Origin of the sequence: Streptomyces sp. NPDC053513 (genome assembly GCF_044544765.1) — a bacterium.
Lineage (GTDB): Bacteria > Actinomycetota > Actinomycetes > Streptomycetales > Streptomycetaceae > Streptomyces > Streptomyces litmocidini.
In genome coordinates this window covers 260005-280228 of the sequence record NZ_JBITXP010000001.1, presented here as the reverse complement: position 1 = coordinate 280228, position 20224 = coordinate 260005, and the positions used below count along the sequence as shown (strand labels likewise).

The 20224-nt window shown below is 74.2% G+C and carries 18 protein-coding genes; 7 read left to right on the top strand and 11 right to left on the bottom strand.

Annotated elements, in window-relative coordinates; all coding sequences use genetic code 11:
* Positions 1–2: 2 nt before the first annotated feature.
* From ACIGW4_RS01115 to ACIGW4_RS01095, 5 genes are all read right to left on the bottom strand, one after another.
* Positions 3–1523, bottom strand: a complete 1521-nt coding sequence (locus tag ACIGW4_RS01115) for a Wzz/FepE/Etk N-terminal domain-containing protein (protein WP_359588387.1) — start codon at positions 1521–1523, stop codon at positions 3–5.
* Positions 1520–2887 (bottom strand): Wzz/FepE/Etk N-terminal domain-containing protein, encoded by a 1368-nt coding sequence (locus ACIGW4_RS01110; RefSeq protein WP_399577611.1) that lies wholly within the window; start codon positions 2885–2887, stop codon positions 1520–1522. Before ACIGW4_RS01110 ends, ACIGW4_RS01115 begins: the two co-directional genes overlap by 4 nt.
* Positions 2884–4149 (bottom strand): glycosyltransferase family 4 protein, encoded by a 1266-nt coding sequence (locus ACIGW4_RS01105; RefSeq protein ID WP_399577609.1) that lies wholly within the window; start codon positions 4147–4149, stop codon positions 2884–2886. The genes ACIGW4_RS01110 and ACIGW4_RS01105 overlap by 4 nt, the downstream gene beginning before the upstream one ends.
* Positions 4139–5455 (bottom strand): nucleotide sugar dehydrogenase, encoded by a 1317-nt coding sequence (locus tag ACIGW4_RS01100; protein WP_123455867.1) that lies wholly within the window; start codon positions 5453–5455, stop codon positions 4139–4141. Before ACIGW4_RS01100 ends, ACIGW4_RS01105 begins: the two co-directional genes overlap by 11 nt.
* A 79-nt stretch (positions 5456–5534) precedes the next feature.
* A complete protein-coding gene (locus tag ACIGW4_RS01095; RefSeq protein ID WP_399577607.1) occupies positions 5535–7016 on the bottom strand; it encodes a sugar transferase in 1482 nt (493 codons plus the stop codon).
* A gap of 758 nt (positions 7017–7774) precedes the next feature.
* Here ACIGW4_RS01095 and ACIGW4_RS01090 point away from each other — a divergent pair.
* Together ACIGW4_RS01090 and ACIGW4_RS01085 are read left to right on the top strand one after the other, a co-directional pair.
* Entirely contained in the window at positions 7775–8395 is a 621-nt protein-coding gene (locus ACIGW4_RS01090) for an RNA polymerase sigma factor (RefSeq protein WP_398710589.1), read from the top strand.
* A 3-nt stretch (positions 8396–8398) separates the two neighbouring features.
* Positions 8399–9208 (top strand): hypothetical protein, encoded by an 810-nt coding sequence (locus ACIGW4_RS01085; protein ID WP_399577604.1) that lies wholly within the window; start codon positions 8399–8401, stop codon positions 9206–9208.
* On the opposite strand, the gene ACIGW4_RS01080 is transcribed toward ACIGW4_RS01085, so the two are convergent.
* Positions 9205–9879: a response regulator transcription factor gene (locus ACIGW4_RS01080; RefSeq protein WP_123455871.1), complete on the bottom strand. Its 675-nt coding sequence runs from the start codon at positions 9877–9879 to the stop codon at positions 9205–9207. The genes ACIGW4_RS01085 and ACIGW4_RS01080 overlap by 4 nt on opposite strands.
* Entirely contained in the window at positions 9876–10901 is a 1026-nt protein-coding gene (locus ACIGW4_RS01075) for a HAMP domain-containing sensor histidine kinase (protein ID WP_399577602.1), read from the bottom strand. The genes ACIGW4_RS01080 and ACIGW4_RS01075 overlap by 4 nt, the downstream gene beginning before the upstream one ends.
* Before the next feature lie 205 nt (positions 10902–11106).
* On the opposite strand from ACIGW4_RS01075, the gene ACIGW4_RS01070 reads away from it, so the two are divergent.
* The 5 genes from ACIGW4_RS01070 to ACIGW4_RS01050 all read left to right on the top strand — a co-directional run bounded on the left by ACIGW4_RS01070 (position 11107) and on the right by ACIGW4_RS01050 (position 15788).
* A complete protein-coding gene (locus ACIGW4_RS01070) occupies positions 11107–11577 on the top strand; it encodes a cation:proton antiporter regulatory subunit (protein ID WP_123455872.1) in 471 nt (156 codons plus the stop codon).
* Positions 11578–11583: 6 nt separating this feature from the next.
* Complete coding sequence (locus ACIGW4_RS01065) at positions 11584–12813, top strand: cation:proton antiporter (protein WP_399577601.1); 1230 nt, start codon at positions 11584–11586, stop codon at positions 12811–12813.
* A 224-nt stretch (positions 12814–13037) separates the two neighbouring features.
* Positions 13038–13979: a dihydrodipicolinate synthase family protein gene (locus ACIGW4_RS01060; RefSeq protein WP_399577600.1), complete on the top strand. Its 942-nt coding sequence runs from the start codon at positions 13038–13040 to the stop codon at positions 13977–13979.
* 33 nt (positions 13980–14012) lie between these two features.
* Positions 14013–15017, top strand: coding sequence for a proline racemase family protein (locus tag ACIGW4_RS01055; protein ID WP_359591645.1), 1005 nt, complete (start codon positions 14013–14015; stop codon positions 15015–15017).
* 87 nt (positions 15018–15104) lie between these two features.
* Positions 15105–15788 carry a GntR family transcriptional regulator gene (locus ACIGW4_RS01050; RefSeq protein ID WP_123455875.1) on the top strand — a complete coding sequence of 228 codons (684 nt, stop codon included), beginning with the start codon at positions 15105–15107 and terminating at the stop codon, positions 15786–15788.
* Positions 15789–15807: 19 nt separating this feature from the next.
* On the opposite strand, the gene ACIGW4_RS01045 is transcribed toward ACIGW4_RS01050, so the two are convergent.
* The 4 genes from ACIGW4_RS01045 to ACIGW4_RS01030 are packed head-to-tail and all read right to left on the bottom strand — an operon-like array spanning position 15808 to position 20202.
* A complete protein-coding gene (locus ACIGW4_RS01045) occupies positions 15808–17310 on the bottom strand; it encodes a long-chain fatty acid--CoA ligase (RefSeq protein WP_398710585.1) in 1503 nt (500 codons plus the stop codon).
* A complete protein-coding gene (locus tag ACIGW4_RS01040) occupies positions 17307–18221 on the bottom strand; it encodes a 4'-phosphopantetheinyl transferase superfamily protein (RefSeq protein WP_399577597.1) in 915 nt (304 codons plus the stop codon). Before ACIGW4_RS01040 ends, ACIGW4_RS01045 begins: the two co-directional genes overlap by 4 nt.
* On the bottom strand, positions 18218–19198 hold the full coding sequence (locus ACIGW4_RS01035; RefSeq protein ID WP_398710584.1) for an alpha/beta fold hydrolase: 981 nt from the start codon (positions 19196–19198) through the stop codon (positions 18218–18220). Before ACIGW4_RS01035 ends, ACIGW4_RS01040 begins: the two co-directional genes overlap by 4 nt.
* Positions 19195–20202: a beta-ketoacyl-ACP synthase 3 gene (locus tag ACIGW4_RS01030; protein WP_399577594.1), complete on the bottom strand. Its 1008-nt coding sequence runs from the start codon at positions 20200–20202 to the stop codon at positions 19195–19197. Before ACIGW4_RS01030 ends, ACIGW4_RS01035 begins: the two co-directional genes overlap by 4 nt.
* Positions 20203–20224 lie beyond the last annotated feature (22 nt).

The window sequence follows — 20224 nt, the reverse complement described above, 5'->3', positions numbered from 1 at the left end:
TCCTACAGCCCCTCCTGGTCGCTGTCCGGGACCGTCGCCGCCCACATCGGCAGCCGTTCCTTCCGCCACCGGCCCGCCCCGTTCTGCCGGGCCGGCGGTTCGTTCCGACCGCGCGGCACGGTCCGCGGCCCGTCCCACAGCGTGCCGTCGGTCCGGTCACCCGGATCGGGGTCGATCAGCACCACGCCGAGCACCGCGACGCGCTGCTCCGCGAGCTGCCGCGCCACGGTGTGCAGCCACGCGGCACTGCCGTGCCCGGCCCGCACGACGAGCACCGTCCGGGTGCCGAGGTACGGGAGGTCGGTCCACACCGCGCCGGGCGCCACCGAGCCGACGCCCAGCCGGCGTTCCTGGTGCGGCACCGTCGCGGCGCGCTCGACGCCGACCACGGCCGGGTCTCCCGGCTTCGGGCGGCGGTCGGCGAGCGGCCCGCCCGGCAGACCGTCGACGACGACCACCGGCCGGTCCGCGGCCAGCGCCCCGGCGAGGTCCAGGGCGATCGCGCTCGTGCCGCGCGCACAACCCAGTTCCAGCAGCGACAGCGGCTCCGCGGAGTTGCGCACGGTCCTGGCCAGGGACGAGGTGAGCCTCGCCCGTGCCGCCCGTCCCTTCCGGCGCCCCCACAGCCGGGGCGACCGTCCGGGCAGCTCCGCGATGACCGAGGCCCCGAGGTTCGCCGCGATCTCCCGGCGCAGCACGGGACGGTCCGCCACCACCGAGCCGACCGCGGACACCGCGAGCCCGAGCGCGAGGCCGAGGGCGAGCCCGATCGCGGCGTCGGTGGCGGCGGTCTTGAGCAGGGAGCGCCGCACCGGGCGCGGCGCGTCCACGATCTGCGTGCCGGCGACGAGCCGGGGCATGCCGATGCGCGCCTCCTCGGCACGCTGGCCGACGTCGGAGATCCGCGAGGTGAGCTCGGCCCGGCGGGCGAAGAGCGACTCCATGTTCGGCGACGCCTTCGACGTGCCCTCCGGCGATCCGCCCCCGATCTCCCGGTTGACCTGGGCCAGTTCGTCCTTCAGCCGGTCGCGCTGGTCGAGCAGGGCCTTGGCGTCGGCGTTCGCCGCCTCCCGTATCCGCCGCACGTGGTCGGCGACGAACGCGTCGGCCAGCGCCTTGGCGCGGGCCACCGCCTCCGCCTCGCTGTCGCCCCGCACGCTGATCTGCAGCACGTTGTTGGTCAGACCGACGCCCTCGTAGTCCCGCATGAAGTCCTCGGGCTTCTCCGAGGACCCGAGGGTCCGCAGGGCCTCGCCGCCGATCCGCGTGGTCTGCAGCAGCGCGACATCGGTGCGGATCAGCGTCCCCGGGTCGTTCGGCTGGTCCTCCTGATGCGCGACCAGCACCTTGGTCACCGCCGTCGGCGGCCGCGGCAGCAGCACCGCCACCGCCACGCCGAGGAGCAGACCGAGCAGCGCCAGGGAGCCCCACAGACGCCGCCGCCTCCGCACCGCCGCCACCAGCGCCTGCAGGTCGAGCAGCGGAACGGCGGCCGACGGCTCGGCAGTCGTACGCGTCGTCACCGGGCGTCCCCCTTCACGTCCTCGCCGCCGACGAACGCCGGCACGACGGCGTCCCGCGGACGGCCGGCGGACCGCGTCGCCCGGGTCCGGACCGTGCCGGCGAGGACGACGCCGACGATCTCGTGCCCGGCGTCCGCGCACGCCTCGGCGACGCCGGCGAGCTCCGCCGCCGTCCAGCTGCCCGCGCTGAGCACCACCAGGACACCGGACTCGCCCTCGCGGTCCGGCACCATCGGATGGGCCACCGGGACCTCCACCATCCGCAGCCGGGGATCGCTCCCGGCCTCGGCGACGAGCTCCCCGGCGGCCCGGCGGGCGATCCCGTCGCCGTCCGGGACGACGACGAGCAGCCGCCGGGGGGCCGGCAGCCGGTCCCGGAGGCGCGCGGCCACCCTCCGGTAGCGGATCCGCCGGCCGGCCTCGTCGCCGGAGGACCGCGGCGCGGGGACGTCCCACCGGACGTCGACGCCGAGGAGCCGGCGGAACCGGGCCCGTACGCCACGGCCTCCCGGCCGGTGCGCTCCACTCCCACCGGGCACGTCGACGGTGCCGAGCAGCGTCGAGCCCAGCGCCGTCGCGATCTCCGGTTCGGTGCGCAGCCGACGGCTCATCCGCGCGGCCGTGAGATGGCCGACGACCGTCACCAGGAAGAAGAGCAGCGCCCCGCCGACGACGAGCTGCGTCCTCGTCGGCGGCGCCTCGCCGACCGGCCGGGGCGCCGGCCCCATGACGACCATGTTGGCCTTGTCGGCGGTCGGATCGGCCTGCTCCAGCTTCTCGATGGACTCCTGCAGCGTGGTGCGCAGCCCCTCCAGCTCGGTGCGGGTCTGCACGCTCTCCACGCTCCGCCCCGAACCTGCCGCCTCGGACAGCTCGGTGATGCGCCGTCCGGTCTGCACGACCGTCTGCCGCAGCGCCTCCAGCCGCGCCGCCGCCTCGGGGTCGGTGCTGTCGCCCACGATCCGCGTGGCGAAGTCGACGAACTGCCGGGCCACCTGGTCGGAGAGCTGCTGGGCCCGCTCCGGGGTGTCGGCCGTGCCCGAGATCTCGATGATGTTCCCGTCGGCGGCCTTGGCGCCGACCTGCTCCCGCAGCTCACGGCCGTCGACCCCGGCCCAGCCGAGCGCGGCGGCCGCGCGGTCGATCACCACCGAACTGGTCGCGACCTGCGCCTGCGTCAGCAGCTCGCGCTCCTCCCACGCCCCCGGCAGCAGCACGGACGCCGACGTCGTGTAGCGCGGCGGGAGCAGCAGGGAGACGCCGTGGCCGACGAGCGCGCCCACCACCACGAGGACGGTGAGCAGCCGCCGGCGCCGGCGGAGAATCCGCCCGATCGTGACCAGGCGTATCGTGTCGTCGCTCAACGGGGCGGCCTCGTCCCTTCCCCGTCGGGGTCGCCCGCCGACGCCGGAGCGTGGGGCCGGCAGGCTGCGGCGTAGGCGGCGAGCAGGGCCCGCTGGGAGTTCCGCCAGGAGAGCGGTCCACCGATCCGCTCCTGGCCGGTCTTGCCCATGAGCGCCCGCTTCTCCGGGTCGTCGAGCAGCAGCGCGACGAGCCGGGCGAACTCGGTCTCGTCGTTGGCGGGCGCGTAGACGGCGGCGTCGCCGGCGGAGACCCGCGCCTCCCGGAGGTCGAACGAGACGATCGGCCGGCCCATGACCATGTATTCCAGGACCTTGTTCATGGTCGACACGTCGTTGAGCGGATTGTGCGGGTCGGGGGAGAGGCACACGTCCGCCGTGGACAGGTAGCGCGCCAGGTCGGCGTCCGGGATGCGCCCGGTGAACTCCACCTGCTCCGAGAGGCCGAGCTGCCGGGACAGCTCCACCATCGCGTCGAAGGTGTCGCCGCCGCCGACGAACACCGCGTGCCAGTCGGTCCGCCCCAGCTCGTCGCGGAGTCTGGCGAGGGCCCGCAGGGCGTAGTCGACGCCGTCCTGCGGCCCCATGACGCCGAGGTAGCACAGCAGATGGGGCTTGCCGCGCTTCAGCTCCGGCTCGGCCGGTACGGGGTGGAACCGGTCGACGTCGGGCGCGCTGCGCACCACGAAGACGTCCTCCGGCCGCCGGCCGCCCCGGCGCACCGCGACGTCCCGGTAGCTCTCGTTCGTGGCGAGCACGACGTCCGCGGTCCGGTAGGTCAGCCGCTCCAGCGCGCACACGCCGCGGTAGAGCAGGTCCTTGCCGCGGTCGAACCGGGACAGGTACAGCTCGGGCACCAGGTCGTGCTGGTCGAAGACGAACCGCGTGCCACGCCGTTTCAGCCACAGCGCGGGCAGGAACAGCAGGTCGGGCGGGTTGCAGGCGTGGACGACGTGCACCGGGCCGACCTTCCGGGCCAGCCGGAAGGTGTGCCACAGGGCCGACCCGTACTCCTTCAGGTACCCGGCCGGGCCCCCGGTGGCCGCGCGCAGCGGATAGCGGTGGATCCGTATCCCGTCGATCTCCGCGAACGGCTCGGTGTCCCGCTTGCCGCCCCGGGGGCAGATGACGTTCACCTGCCAGCCCGCGTCGCGCAGCGTCGTGCACTCCTGCCACACCCGACGGTCGAACGGCACCGACAGGTTCTCCACCAGGATCAGCGCACGGCGTTCCCGCCGTCCGCTCCCGGTCGTGTTACCAAGCAAGGCCCATGTACCCCGGTTCGGCCCGCCGCGCGTCCGCGTCGGGAAGGTGGATGAGATCGACGATCACCGGGCCGTCACCGTGCGGCAGAGCCGACACCACGGCCGGATCCCTGGTCCCGACCAGGCACACCTCGGCGTGCTGGAGCACCTCGTCGACGGAGTCCGTGAGCAGCTGCGCCAGGTGCGGCAGCCGGGACTCGATGTACTCGCGGTTCGCGCCGAGCAGCCGGGAGAGGTGCACGTTGGCGTCGTAGATCCGCAGGTCGTAGCCCTTGCCGAAGAGCCGCTCCGCCAGCTCGACGAGCGGGCTCTCGCGGAGGTCGTCGGTGCCGGGTTTGAAGGAGAGGCCGAACAGGCCCACCCGGCGCTTGCCGGTGCGCTCGACCAGCTCCACCGCGCGCTGCAGGTGGTCGGCGTTGGACGGCAGCACGTGGGAGAGGATGGGCACCGACACGTCGGCCCGCTGCGCCGCATGAACGAGGCTGCGCAGGTCCTTGGGCAGGCAGGACCCGCCGAAGGCGAAGCCGGGCCGCAGGTAGGCGGGGCTGATGTTCAGCTTGCGGTCGGCCAGGAACACGTCGATCACCTGGTGCGAGTCCACCCCGAGCGCCTGGCACACGGCGCCCAGCTCGTTCGCGAAGCCGATCTTGAGGCCGTGGAACGCGTTGTCGGCGTACTTGATCGCCTCGGCCGTCGGGACCGGCACCCGGAACACCTCGCCGGGCAGGCCCTCGTACAGGGCCGCCACCACGTCGCCGCTCGCCGCGTCGAGCTCGCCTATGACGGTCTTCGGCGGGTCGAAGAAGTCCCGCACGCTCGTGCCCTCGCGCAGGAACTCCGGGTTGACCGCGACCCCGACGTCCACCCCGGCCGTGCCGCCGACGTTCTTCTCCAGGATCGGCACCAGCAGGTTCAGACAGGTGCCGGGGAGCATGGTGCTGCGGAACACGACGGTGTGCCGCCCGCCCCGCTCGGCGAGCGCGGCGCCGATCTCCTCGGTGACCCGCTCCAAGTACGTGGTGCACAGGCTGCCGTTGGGCTCGGACGGCGTGCCCACGCAGACCAGCGACACCTCGCTGCCCATGATCGCCTCGCGGACGTCGGCGGTGGCGCGGAGCGCCCCGGTCCGCACGACCTCGGCGACCAGCTCGCCGATCCCCTCCTCGACCACCGGGGCCTTGCCGTCGTTGACCAGGTCGACCTTGACCCGGTTGACGTCCACCCCGATGACCTCGTGGCCCATGTCGGCCAGGCACGCGGCCGACACGCAGCCCACGTAGCCGAGCCCGAAAACGCTGATCCTCACGACCCGTTCCTCCCCCCAGGCAGGCCCTTCCGGCCTGCGGTCCGAGTTCCGGCCGTACGCCGGTGCCGCCCCCCGCGCATCAGTAGGCCCCCTGCCCGTAGAGCACCGCGCGCAGCGTCTTCCACAAGATCACCGTGTCCAGGGCGAGCGACCAGTCCTCCACGTACCGCAGATCGAGGCGCACGGCCTCCTCCCACGGCAGGTCGCTGCGTCCGCTGATCTGCCACAGGCCGGTGAGGCCGGGCTTGACGAGGAGACGCCGCCGGATGTCCGGGCCGTACGCGGCGGACTCCTCCGGTAACGGCGGCCGCGGACCGACGAGCGACATCGACCCGGTGAGCACGTTGAGGAGCTGCGGGAGCTCGTCGATCGAGTACCGCCGCAGCACCGCGCCCACCCGCGTCACCCGCGGGTCCCGGCGGAGCTTGAACAGCGGTCCCGCGCCCTCGTTGCGCTCGGCCAGCGCGGCGCGCGCCGCCCCGTCGGCCCCGGTGACCATGGTGCGGAACTTGAGGATGGTGAACTCGCGGCCGTCCTTGCCGACCCGGCGCTGCCGGTAGAACGCCCCGCCGCGGCTGTCCAGCACGACGAGCAGCGCGACGAGCGCCATCAGCGGCGTGAACAGGAGCAGCAGGACCGCCGCGCCCAGCCGGTCGACGACTTCCTTGATCGCCCGCCGGCCGCCGGTGAAGGTCGGCATGCTGACCCGCAGCAGCGGTATCCCCAGCACGGCGTCGACGTGCAGCCGCGGGCCGGCCACCTCCATGAGCACGGGGGCCACGACCATCTCGGCGTCGCTGCCCTCCAGGTTCCAGGCCAGCCGCCGCAGCCGGTCCGGCGACCAGTGCGGGTCCGGGGTGACGGCGACGACCCGGTAGCCGTCGTGACGGACGTGCTTGGCGACGTCCGACAGCTGCCCGACGACCGGCACCCCGTCCAGCAGGTCACCGTCGAGCCCGCGGCCGTCCGTGGTGCACACCGCCTCCACGCGCCAGCCGAGGTGCGGGAACTTGCGGGTCCGGGTGATCAGGTCGCGCACGGTGTCCGGGCTTCCGGCGGCCAGCACCGGCCGCAGGCAGCGCCCTTCCTTCCGCTCCTTGTGCAGCCAGAGGCGCAGCAGGTACCGCGCCGTCATGGTGACGAGGGCGATCGCGGGGATCGCGACGAAGATCCAGAGCTTGATGTTGCGCGAGGTGAGGGCGATCCCGCCGAGCGCCAGGACGACGGTCGCCGTGAACACGGAGCGGCCGAGCCGGCGGAACTCCTCGGCGCCCTGGCCGAGCACGGCGGGAGCCCATGCCCGGCTCACCGCCAGCGCGCCCAGCACCAGAAGCTGCGTGCCGAACGCGAGAATCCCCCATTTCTCATGCCAGTTGGCCGCGTCCCTGGCTCCGAAGAAGTCGCCGATCGCCGTCACCACGAAGGCCGTGGCCACGGTGTCGCTGATGATCACGGTACGGCGGTAGCGCTGCTCCCACTCGATCGCGGGCCGGCTGATCGCCCCGTCCGCCAGGCGCTCGCGCGCAGACGGAAACGGGCTGACTAGTCCCCCTTGCCGCACAGAACCCCCCAGGTCCCCAGTGGTACGACGTGTGCGCCCGACACTCCCGGGAGGCCCCCGCCCTCCCCGGCGCATGACATCCCGGCTCTTCCAGAGCCACTTCGACAACTCATCCCGGCGGCGGCGGACTTGTCCGCCCCGCCGGGCATTCGAGGTGCGCGGAAATCCGTCGAGACCCCGGGTGCTCCCCGCACCCGACGCCCCTCGCGGGCCCCCGGAATCGATCGTCCCCATGTCAGGTGCCGCGGAGTGGCTCGTGACCTTCCGCAGTACCGGACCTATGGATCGTATGGATCGTTAGTGGTCGCCTCGTGCCCGAACAGCTGAAGCACGGTCAATCTAGAGCATCGCGGGCCGGTATGAAGAGGGATTGTGTGAAATTTGTGCTCGCCCATCGAGGCTGGCTGGATCCATCGATCGGTGACCGCTTATGGGTGCTTTGACGCCCCTCCATGCTCCAGCAACTCGCCTGGTGGCAAGGAGGGTTCGCCGCCGCTGTGATCAGGGTCACTCTGTCGGCCCGTGATGTTTCGCGGGGTCGATCCGCTGGGACACCGGGCGGGTTCCGCCCTCCCGTACCCCGCACGGACGCGGGCCCGCCAGGTCGCGCCGCGGGCTGCCCCGCCACCCCGACGGGATGTCGGGAAAGGCCTGCTGACCGTCTGACAGGATGGGCATCCTCCGGTTGTTCCATGGGGGACCGGGGTTTTCGGGTGGGCGGCGTGTGAAGAGGTCGGGTGGGCGAGGGAACGGGGCACGTGTCCACCACGGCGCACGACCCTGAGAGCGAAGCCCGGTCCGGTCCGGATCGTTGCGCGCGGCCCGGTCCGGACCTCGACGCCCGCCTCGCCGAGGCCGTCGAGCGGGCCCGGCGGGGGGACGAGAGGGCGTTCGCGGAGGCCTACCGGATCGTCCACCCCGGACTGCTCGGCTATCTGCGCGGGATCGTCGGCGAGGACGCCGAGGACGTCGCCTCCGACGCGTGGCTGGAGATCGCCCGGGACCTCGGCCGGTTCCGCGGCGACGGCGCGGGCTTCCGCGGCTGGACCGCGACCATCGCCCGCCACCGGGCCCTCGACCACCTGCGGCGCGTACGGGCCAGACCCCGGCCCGCCCGGTTCGAGCAGGACCTCCTCGAACTCCCGGCCGCCGACGACGCGGCCGACGAGGCGCTGGAAGCCCTGTCGACGGAGCGGGCGCTCGCCCTCGTCGCGGGTCTCCCGCAGGACCAGGCGGAGGCCGTGCTGCTCCGCGTCGTCGTCGGTCTCGACGGTCCTTCGGCCGCCCGAGTACTGGGCAAGCGTCCCGGTGCGGTACGGTCCGCCGCACATAGGGGATTGAGGCGACTTGCGAAACAGCTCACGGGGAGAGGGAGGTGACGGATGCGTGACGAACCGCGGAACGGGGAGCCGGCGGAGCTGCTGAGAGCCGCTCTGAGCGGCGGGAGGGGCGACGGGAGCGGCGGCGTCGCCGGCGAGGAGGGCGCTCTCGCCGCCTTCCGGGAGGCCCGCGACGCGGGGCTCCACGCGTCACTGCCCACCCGCGACCGTGACGACTGGACCCCGGCCGCCGAGCGGAGGCGCCCCCGGCGCTCGCTGAGGGCGGCCGTGACCGCGCTGGTCGCGAGCGTGACGCTCGGCGGCGTGGCCGTCGCCGCGGGCGCCCTGCCCGGGCGCTTCCTCGGCATCACCCCGCCCTCCGAACCACGCCCGACCCGCTCCACGCCCGAAGCCGCGAGACCCGGCGCGACGGCCGGCGGGAGCGACGGCGCGGCCCGCACTTCCGCACTGCCCGGCACGATCGCTCCCCTGCGACCGGAGAAGGATCCCTCGGAGCTCCACGGCAGAGGCCACGACGCCCTCTGCCGCGCCGCCGAGAAGGAACAGGGGAAGACGAAGGACAAGAGCACGAGCAAGGACAAGGACAAGGACAAGACGAAAGGCAGGGGCGCGGGCGGGGACAAGAGGACGGACAAGGCGATGGGTGAGGAGTCCCTGCCCGCCGCCCGGCAGCGGCTCACGGCCGCCGCCGGTGGCGAGGAGCTCGTCCCCGGCCACTGTCGGCACGACCTCCACCCCGTCCCCGTCCCCACCCCGCTCACCGAGCCCCGGCCGGACAACGGGGCCGACCACGGCGACTCCTCGGGCCACCCCGGCAAGGGGGCCGACCGTTCGCACGCCGGCCGGTCCTAGGGTTCGATCAGGCCCACGCGGATCGCGTAGCGGGTGAGTTCGAGGCGGTCGCGCATGCCGAGCTTCCGGAGGATGTTGGCGCGATGGCGTTCGACCGTCTTCGGGCTGATGACCAGGAGGTCGCCGATCTCCTTGGAGCTGTGGCCCTCGGCGACGAGCTTGAGGATCTCCTCCTCGCGTTCCGTGACGGCCCGGTCCGGCAGCGGCTCGCCCCGTTCCGCACGGTCCAGGTACGTGCGGATCAGGGCCGTCTCCGCGCCCGGGCAGATGAACGGCTCGTCCCGGACGGCCGCCCGGCACGCCTCGACCAGATCGCGGTCCGCGACGGACTTCAGGACGTAGCCGCTCGCACCCGCCTTGAGCGCCTCGAAGAAGTACTGCTCGTTGTCGTACATCGTGAGGATCAGGATCCGCAGCTCCGGGCGGAGGCGGCTGAGTTCACGGGCCGCCTGGAGGCCGGTGCGCAGCGGCATGGAGATGTCGAGGACGGCCAGGTCGACCTCCGTGGAGCGGGCCAGGGCGACGGCCTCCGCCCCGTCCGCCGCCTCGGCGACGACGGTCAGGTCCGGTTCCGCGTCGAGGATGAGGCGCACCCCGCCGCGCACCAGGGCGTGGTCGTCCGCGAGCAGGATGCGGGTCGGGGAGGCGGGGGGCCGGTTCCGGTCCGTCATGACGCCGTGGCCCTTCCGACGGGCCCATCGACCGCGCGCCCGGTTCCGGCGGTCTCGTCGGCCACCCGTCCGCTTCCGCCCGTGCCGCCGTTCCTCGTGTCCAGGCGGACCTCCGTGCCACCGTCCGTGCCTTCGCGGACCGTCAGTTCGGCGCCGATCAGCAGGGCGCGCTCCCGCATCCCCCGGAGGCCCGCCCCCTCGGGCGCGGTGCCGATGCCGCGGCCGTCGTCCCGTACGAGAAGCCCCACCCCGCCCCCGGGCAGCGGGCTCAGCCGCAGGTCGACGCGGGTCGCGCCCGCGTGGCGCGCCGTGTTCGTCAAGCCCTCCTGGGCGACCCGGTAGAGCACGAGTTCCGTCTCCGGGCCGAGCGCCGGCAGCCCCGCGTCGACGTGGAGCCGCACGGTCAGCCGACGCGTGGAGAACTCGGAGGCCAGGGACCTGAGCGCGCTGTGCAGGCCCAGCTCCTCCAGGACGCCCGGCCGCAGGCGGCGGGCGATGCGGCGGATCTCGTCGAGGCCGGCCCGGGTGGTCTCCTGCGCCTGGTGGAGCTCCGTCCGCAGCTCGGCTGGGGCGTGGTCGGCCGCGTGCTTCAGCTGGAGGAGCACGGCGGTGAGGGTCTGGCCGACCTCGTCGTGCAGCTCCCGGGCGACCCGCCGGCGCTCCGTCTCCTGCGCGGACAGCACCCGCGCGGTGCTCGCGGCCCGCTCCGCCTCCAGCCGGTCGAGCATCGTGTTGAACGTACGGGTCAGCTCGGCGATCTCACCGTGCCCCGTCACGGCCGCGCGCCGGCCCGGCCGCAGCAGGTCCGCCGTGCGCATCGCGCGCGTGAGGCGCTGGAGCGGTGCGAGGCCGACGCGGAGGAGGAAGGCGTTGGCGACGAGCAGGACGAGCAGGCCGGCCAGGAGGACGAGCGCCTCGCCGAGGAGCACGGGCGTGGAGACCGTGACGGGACCGAGGAGCAGCAGCACGGCGACGACGAGGACCGAGGCGTTGAGCAGGAAGAGGCGCCGGTACAGCGACACGCTGCCACCCCCTCCTCGTCCGTCCCCGCACATGCCCTCTGACCTGCGGCGGGACCCATGTCCCCGCCCCATCCTGACCAGTGTGCCGGGGGCTTGTCCATCCGTGCCGGCACCCATGTCCCGAGGGGCCGGACGGATGGCACCATGCCCGGGCACCACCACCGGTCACGACACTTGGAGGGACGGGCCCGTGCCTGCTCCGCGGATGAGAACGACACCCCTGCCCGGCATCGGCGTCCAGTACGACTTCACCACGCGGGAGCACCGTCACCTCTCGGTCATCGCGCACCGCGACGGGACCCGGACCGTGAACGTCTACCGGGCCGACGACCCGGACGCCTGCGACCGGTCGCTGCACCTCACGGAGACGGAGACGGCCTCGCTGATCGACGCGCTGATGCCCGCCCACCACAGCCCGAACGTCCTGCACACCACGGACCTGGGCCTGGTCGCCGAGCGGATCGAGCTCTCCGCGCACTCGTACTGGAACGGCCGCGTGCTCGGCGAGACGCGGATGCGCACCGAGGCCGGGGCCTCCGTCGTCGCCGTACTGCGCCGCTCCGGGGCGATACCGTCCCCGACCCCGGCCTTCCGGCTGGCCGGCGGTGACACCCTCATCGTCATCGGCACCCGCGAGGGCGTCGACGCGGCCGCCGCGATCCTCGGTCGGGAGTGAGGGAGCGTGCACTCCGCGGTCTTCCTGATCGAATTCGGCGCCATCATCCTCGGTCTCGGCCTGCTCGGGCGGCTCGCCGGCCGCTTCCGGTTCTCCCCGATCCCGCTCTACCTCCTCGCCGGGCTCGCCTTCGGCAAGGGCGGTCTCTTCCCGTTCGGCGCGAGCGAGGAGTTCGTCGCCATCGGCGCCGAGATCGGGGTGATACTCCTGCTCCTCATGCTCGGCCTGGAGTACACCGCGAGCGATCTCGTCTCCAACCTCAGGACCCAGTACCCGGCGGGGCTCGTCGACTTCGCCCTCAACGCGCTGCCCGGCGCGGTCGCCGCGCTGCTGCTCGGCTGGGGGCCGGTCGCCGCCGTCGTCCTGGCCGGCGTCACCTGGATCTCCTCGTCCGGCGTCATCGCCAAGGTCCTCGGCGACCTCGGGCGCCTGGGCAACCGCGAGACGCCCGTCATCCTCAGCGTCCTGGTCCTCGAAGACCTCGCCATGGCCGTCTACCTGCCCATCGTCACGGCCCTCCTCGCCGGCGTCGGCCTCGCCGCCGGCGGCGCGACGCTCGCGATCGCCCTGGGCGTGGCCGGGGCCGTGCTCTTCGTCGCCGTCCGGTACGGACGCCTGATCTCTCGCTTCGTCTCCAGCGACGACCCGGAGAAGCTGCTCCTGGTGGTCCTCGGGCTGACCCTGCTCGTCGCGGGCGTCGCCCAGCAGCTCCAGGTCTCCGCGGCCGTCGGCGCGTTCCTCGTCGGCATCGCCCTCTCCGGCGAGGTCGCCGAGGGCGCCCACGCCCTGCTGAGTCCGCTGCGCGACCTGTTCGCCGCGGTCTTCTTCGTCTTCTTCGGCCTGCACACCGACCCGGCGAGCATTCCGCCGGTCATCCTTCCGGCCCTCGTCCTCGCCGTCGTCACCGCGCTGACGAAGGTCGCCACCGGGTACTGGGCCGCGCGCCGCGCCGGGATCGGGGCGGGGGGCCGGTGGCGGGCGGGCGGCACGCTGGTGGCGCGCGGCGAGTTCTCCATCGTCATCGCCGGGCTCGCCGTCACCGCCGGGGTGCAGCCCCAGCTGGGCCCCTTCGCCACCGCGTACGTGCTCGTCCTCGTCGTCATCGGCCCCCTCACCGCCCGCTTCACCGAGCCGATCGCGACGGCGGTGACGCGCCGGCGCGGGAGGGGCGGGGAGGGGGAGGAGGGGGAGAGGGACCGGGTCGATGCGCCGAAGTCCAGCTCGGCGGTGGGCTGAGCCCCGGCCGCGGCGACCGGCGCGCCCTCGCGGCGCCCGGCCGGTTCGGCCGGGTCGGCCGCGCTCACCCGGCCGGTTCGGCCGGGTCGGGTCGCGCACGTCCGGCCGGGTCGGGTCGCGCTCGCGCGGCGGACTGATCGTTCGTCAGAACTGAGCACGTACGGGCCCCTTGTGGACCTCGCTCTCATCAATAAAATGTCACACATCACACAAGGGAGTCCTTCATGGCCCACGCGCACGCCTCCGCGCAGCCCACGCCCCCCGCTCCGCCCGCGCACCGCGCCCGCCCCTGGCGCGGGATCATGGTCGCCACCGCCCTCCCGTTCCGCGAGGACCTCTCCGTCGACCACGACGCCTACGCCGAGCACGTCGCCCGGCTGATCGCGAACGGCTGTGACGGCGTCGTCCCGAACGGCTCCCTCGGCGAGTACCAGACCCTCACCGACGCGGAGCGCGCCCAGGTCGTCCGTACCGCCGTCGAAGCGGCCGGGGACGGGGCCAGGGTCATGCCCGGCGTCTCCGCGTACGGCAGCGCCGAATCCCGCCGCTGGGCCGAACAGGCCGCCGAGGCCGGCTGCGGCTCGGTCCTCCTCCTGCCGCCCAACGCCTACCGCGCCGACGAGCGGTCCGTGCGCGCCCACTACGCCGAGGTGGCCGGCGTCGGCATCCCCGTCGTCGCCTACAACAACCCGTACGACACCAAGGTCGACCTCACCCCCGACCTGCTCGCCCGCCTCCACGCCGACGGCGGCATCGTCGCCGTCAAGGAGTTCAGCGGCGACGTCCGCCGCGCCTACGAGCTCGCCGAACTCGCCCCCGAACTCGACCTGTTGATCGGTGCCGACGACGTCCTCCTGGAGCTGGCCGTGGCGGGCGCGGTCGGCTGGATCGCCGGCTATCCCAACGCCTTCCCCACGAGCTGCGCCGCGCTCTACCGCGCCGCCGTCGCCGGGGACCTGGCCACCGCCCTGCCGCTCTACCGCTCGCTGCACCCGCTCTTCCGCTGGGACTCCAGGACCGAGTTCGTCCAGGCGATCAAGCTCTCCATGGACCTCGCCGGCCGCACCGGTGGACCCACCCGGCCGCCCCGCCTCCCGCTCACGCCTGAACAGGAGGCCGTCGTGCGCGCCGCCACGGAGAAGGTCCTCGCCGAGGGCCTCGCGTAGAGCCCGTCACCCACTCACCCGGAAGGGGTTCCCATGCGCACCCGCCACGTCTACCACGCGGTGGACTCCCACACCGAAGGCATGCCCACCCGTGTCATCACCGGTGGCTTCGGCATCGTCCCCGGCGCCACCATGGCCGAGAAACGACTCCACTTCGCCGAGCACCTCGACCACGTCCGCACCCTCCTCATGTACGAACCGCGCGGCCACGCGGCGATGAGCGGCGCGATCCTCCAGCCGCCCACCCGCCCCGACGCCGACTACGGCGTCCTCTACATCGAGGTGTCCGGCCTGCTGCCGATGTGCGGCCACGGCACCATCGGCGTCGCCACCGTCCTCGTCGAGACGGGCATGGTGCCGGTCGTCGAACCGGTCACCACCGTCCGGCTCGACACCCCCGCCGGGCTCGTGAGCGTCGACGTCCGGGTCGAGGACGGCCGGGCCCGCTCCGTGACCCTCACCAACGTGCCCGCCTTCTCCGTCGGCCTCGACCTCAAGACGGACGTGCCCGGACACGGCACGGTCACCTACGACCTCGCCTACGGAGGCAACTTCTACGCCTTCGTCGACCTCGACTCGCTGGGCCTGCCCTTCGACCGTGCCCACAAGGACGAGCTGCTCGCCGCCGGGCTCGCGATCATGGACGCCGTCAACGCCGGCCCCGACCGGCCCGTCCACCCCGAGAACCCCGCCTTCGCCGGGGTGAAGCACGTCTACCTGACCGCGCCCGGCTCCGACGCGACCCGCTCGCGCCACGCCATGGCCATCCACCCCGGCTGGTTCGACCGCTCCCCGTGCGGCACGGGCACCAGCGCCCGCATGGCCCAGCTGCACGCGCGCGGACTCCTCGCCCCGGGCACCGACTTCGTCAACGAGTCCTTCATCGGCACCGAGTTCACCGGACGGATCGTCGACGAGACGGTCGTGGGCGGGCTGCCCGCCGTCGTCCCCACCGTCACCGGCCGCGCCTGGATCACCGGCACGGCCCAGTACTTCCTCGACCCCGACGACCCGTTCCCCGCCGGATTCCTGCTCTGAACCGGCTCGGACCTGCGGGCCGCTCGGGACGGCTGGAGAAACGTGACATTGTACGATGCTCCTCCGTGACTTCTCGGAGGACGCACGATGGGTGACCTGAAACAGTACGGCCTCGTCAGAGCCCAGGAACGGCTCCGCGACCAGGTCGGCCACGCCCTTCGGGCGGCCCTGATCGCCGGGGAACTGCGCCCCGGCCAGGTCTACTCGGCCCCCGGCCTCGCGAGCGACCTCGGCGTCTCCGCGACCCCGGTCCGCGAGGCCATGCTCGACCTGGCCCGCGAGGGCCTGGTCGAGCCCGTCCGCAACAAGGGCTTCCGCATCACCGAGGTCAGCGAGCGGGACCTCGACCAGTACACGGAGCTGCGGACCCTCATCGAGGTCCCCACCATCGGCCGGGTCACCCGCACCGCCGCCCGCGAGCGGCTGGAGGAACTGCGCCCGGTCGCCGAGGAGATCGTCTCGCGCGCCCGCGAGCACGACCTCATCGGCTATCTGGAGGCGGACCGCCGCTTCCACCTCGCGCTGCTCTCCCTCGCCGGGAACGAGCGGCTCGTCGAGACCGTGGGCGACCTGCGCAAGCGCTCCCGGCTCTACGGACTGACCGGCCTCGACGAGGCCGGCAAGCTCGTCTCCTCCGCCGAGGAGCACCTCGAACTCCTCGACCTGATGATCGCCGGGGACGCGGCGGGCGCCGAGGCCTGCATGAGCCGCCACCTCGGCCACGTGCGGTCCCTGTGGGCGGACGCCGACGCGGACGACTCCCCGGCCTGACCGGCGGCCGGCGGACCCGCTACGCGCCCTCCGGCGGGACGATCGCCCGCTTGAGGACCTTCCCCGTCGGCCCCTTGGGGAGGGCGTCCGCGAGCCAGATCCGGCGGGGGTACTTGTACGGGGCGAGCCGCTCCCGCACATGGGCGCGCAGCTCGGCGGGGGAGACCCGCCCGCCGGGCCGCAGGACGACCGCGGCGGCGACCTCCTGCCCGTGCACCGGGTGCGGGACGCCGAGGACGGCGGCCTCCGCCACGCACGGGTGGAGATGGAGGACCTCCTCCACCTCCCTCGGATACACGTTGAACCCGCCCCGGATCACGACGTCCTTGAGGCGGTCGACCACCCGGAAGTCGCCGGACGCGTCCCGGGTGCCGAGGTCACCGGTGTGCAGCCAGCCGTCCCGTACCGCCTCGGCGGTGGCCTCCGGACGGCGCCAGTAGCCCTTCATGACGTTGTGCCCCCGGATGACGAGCTCGCCGACCTCGCCGTCCGGGACCTCCTTGCCGTCCCGGTCCACCACCCGCATCTCCACCCCCTCGATCGGGATGCCGATCGTGCCGGGGGAGCGCGGCCGGTCGATCCGGTTCACACAGGCCAGCGGCGACGACTCGGACAGCCCGTACCCCTCCAGCACGGCGCAGCCGAAGTCCGACTCGAACCCGGTCAGCACCGCCACGGGCAGGGGCGAGCCGCCGCACAGACAGACCCGCAGCGAGGAGACGTCGTGGACCGCGCGGTCCGGATGCCGCAGCAGCAGCCCGTACATGGTGGGGACGCCGAGGAAGACCGTGACCCGGTCCCGGGCGACGAGCGCGAGCGCGCCCGCCGGGTCGAAGCGGGCCATGAGCGTCAGACAGGCGCCCACGGACACCGCGCAGTTGAGCCCCATCACCTGTCCGAAGGAGTGGAAGAGGGGCAGCCCGCCGAAGACCGTGTCCGAGGGGCCGAGCCCCAGGACCCGCACGCCTTCGCCGACGTTGCGCCGGATGTTGCGGTGGGTCAGCTCGGCGCCCTTCGGCGCACCGGTCGTGCCGGAGGTGTAGAGCACGACCGCCGTGTCCTCCGGGGCGCGGGAAACGGGCGCCACGCGCGCGTGGCCCGCCAACAGCGCCGTGAACGCGGCCGGTTCGACCGCGAGGTGCGGGGTGCCCGCCAGCCGGGCGCCCTCGGCCGCCTCCTCGCCGTCCCCGTGCCAGGACAGGAGCAGCGCGGCCCCGGCGTCCGCCAGGCAGTGGCGGACCTCGCCCGCCCGCAGCAGCGGGTTGAGCGGGACGACGATCGCGCCCGCCCGCAGGACGCCGTAGTAGAGCACGGCGAACAGCGTGCTGTTCGGCAGCATGAGGGCCACCCGGTCGCCGGGGCCGACCCCGCGCGCGCGGAGCAGCGCGGCGGCGCGGTGGGCGAGGTCGTCGAGCGCGCCGTACGTCAGCGTCTCGGCCCCGAGCCGCAGCGCGGTCCTGTCGGGGTGCACGGCCGCGCTCCGGGCGAGCAGCGCGGGAACGGTGCCGTCGTCGGTGCTCATCGGCGGTACTCCTTCGGGTCCGTGCGGTGCGGAGGGAACGGAGGAAGCGGTACGGGGCGGGGGACGGCGACAGCGGTGAGCAGCAGGCCCCCACGGACGAGCCAGCGACCGGGCAGCACGCGCGGCAGGGGACACGGCCCCGCGGGCACCGGAACCAGAAGCCGCGCCCGGAACCGACCGGAGGCCCGGGGAAGCTCCGCACGCGCGCGTGCGGGCGGACGGCGGTGGTCGTCGGGTGCGGGTGCGGGCGTGCGGGGACGGTCGTCGGGTGCGGGCGGGCACGGATGGCCGGCACGCGCGCGTGCGGGCGGCTGCGGGCTGTCGGGCTCGTCGAGCCGCCATGCCACCTCGGCCTCCTCGAAGCCGAGCCAGGCACCCCCGTACCCGCTCCAGGTCTTGTAGACGGACTCCTTGGCGCTGAACAGCAGACGGTCCCAGGCGATGTCCGGCCGCCGGGCGGCCAGTTCGCGCAGCCGTGCCTCCTCCGGGCCGAAGACCACCTCCTCCCGGACCCCGGGCGGCAGCGGCGCGTGCGGCTCGGCGTCGATGCCGAGACCGAGGAAGCGGGTGGCCGACGCCACCGCCGCACCCCGGTACCCCGCGCAGTGCGTGATGCTGCCGACGGTGCCCGCGGGCCACGCCGGCGCTCCGCGCCGCCCCCGCAGGAGCGGGGCCGCCCCGACCCCGAGACCCGCGAGCGCCCGGTGGGCGCAGAGCCGGGCCGTCGCGAACTCGCGCCGCCTGCCGGGCGTGGCGCGCGCCATCAGGGCCTCCTCCTCGGCGAAGAGCCACGGGGGACGGGGCCCGTCGTCCGCCCCGGGCCCGTCCACCGCCCCGGCCTCCTCGGCCCAGTGCACCCGCTCGGGCAGCAGCGCACCGAGCAGGGGACGCTCCTCGCTCCGTACGCTCACGCCCGAGCACCCGACGGCGTGCCGCCACGCTCCGCGCCCGCCGGCGCGGTGCCGGGCCCGGTCGTACCCGCCACGGCGGCGCCGGTGCCGCCCGCGCCCGCCGCCGGGAACTCCGCCCACGCCGCGATCCGTTCGACGAGGCCCGTGTTGTGCCGGATCCAGCGGAAGTGGTCGAGCCGCCGGTCGCCCGCGTCCGAGGACCGGTAGCTCCAGCGCCGGACCCGGGCCGAGGTGAGCTTCGCGCACAGGTGGTCCACGGCCCGCGGCGGCGCCAGCGCGTCACCCTCGACGTCGACGGCGAGCACGGGCAGGTCGACGCGCCCCAGCGCCGCCTCGTAGTCCGCGGCGGCACCCCCGGCCCCGTACCGCCCCGTCCGCATTTGCCGCGCCCAGTCCCGCATCACGCCCACGGACTCGCGCCCGCCGAAGCCGAACCGGTCCCCCGGCCAGTACCCGAGCAGCTCCGCTCCGGCCACGCACAGCAGGCTCCGCACGAGCCACCGCGCACCCGGCCGGAAGTCCGTCCCCGTGCCGAGCGCGCGCCACCACGCCGAACCGCTGGCCACCAGCACGACCCCCGCGAGGCGCGGCCGGAGCAGCCCGCAGTGCACCAGGCCGAGCTGGCCGCCGAGGCTGTGGCCGAGCAGCAGCCTCGGCGCGTCGGGAAAGGCGCGCTCGACGGCGTCGAGGACCGCGCCGATGTCGTGCTCGACGAGCTCCCGGTAGCCGAAGCGGATCCCGCGCGCCGGGACCGGGGTGCTCTCACCGTGGCCGCGCAGGTCCGTCGTCACCACGGTCGCGCCCCGCCGGTGCAGCGCCCGCACCAGCGGGGTGTAGTGGCGGGCGGCGGTGCCCATCGCGGGGAGGACGACCACGACCGGGGCGGTCGGCTCGGGGCGGGCGTGGACCCGGACCACGAGCGCGGCGCCGTCCGGGGCGGCGAGCTCGGCCAGTACGGGAAAGGGGGAGGCCCTCATCCCGCCTCCACGGCATCGGCCTCCGGTTCCGTCAGGCGCCAGCCGATCACCCCCGCGCCCCAGGTGACGCCCGCGCCGAACGCCGCCACCCCGAGCAGGCCCGTCGGGCCGAGGCGGCCCTCCCGCCAGGCCTGGTGGAGGGCGAGGGGGATGGAGGCGGAGGAGGTGTTGGCGACCCGGTCGACGTTCAGGTAGAGGCGCTCCGGTGCGACGCCGAGCTCCTTGCCCACCGCCCGTACGATGCGCGCGTTGGCCTGGTGGGCGACGAACAGGTCGACGTCGTCGGCGGTCAGCTCCCGCCGCGCGAGGACGTCCCGGGCGGCCTCGCTCATCCGCTCCACGGCCTGGACGAAGATCTCGGGGCCGTCCATCCGCAGCTTCCGGTCGTACCTGTCGGCGTAGAGGAGCGGAATCAGCTCCCCGTCCGAGCCGAGCCGGAACGCGGGCTCGACGGAGGGACCCAGGACCGTGTCCGCCGCGTCCGTGTCCGTCGCGTCCGCCACGTCCGCGACGACCACCGCCCCGGCGCCGTCGCCGAGCAGCACCGCCGTCGAGCGGTCCTCGTGGTCGGTGATCCGGGTGAGCGCCTCGGCGCCGCAGACCAGCACGGTGCCCGCCCGGCCCGACTCGATCAGGGCGACGGCGTGGTCCAGGGCGTACACGAACCCGGCGCAGGCCGCGTGCAGATCGAACGCGGCGGCCCGGTCCGCGCCGAGCCGGGCGGCCACCTCCACGGCGAGCCCCGGCGTCGTCCGGTCGGGCGTCGTGGTCGCCACGACGACGTGCCCCACCTCGCGCGCGGTGCGGCCCGACCGGGCCAGGGCCGTCCGGGAGGCGGCCAGGGCGAGGTCGGCCAGGTGACCGTCCTCCGGCAGGAAGTGCCGCTGCCGGATCCCGGTCCGTTTGACGATCCACTCGTCGGACGAGCCGATGGCCTCGAAGTGACTGTTGGGCACGACCCGTTCGGGCAGCGCCGAACCGACGCCGACGATCGCCGCGGTCATGAGGGGTCCTCCTTCGGCGTGG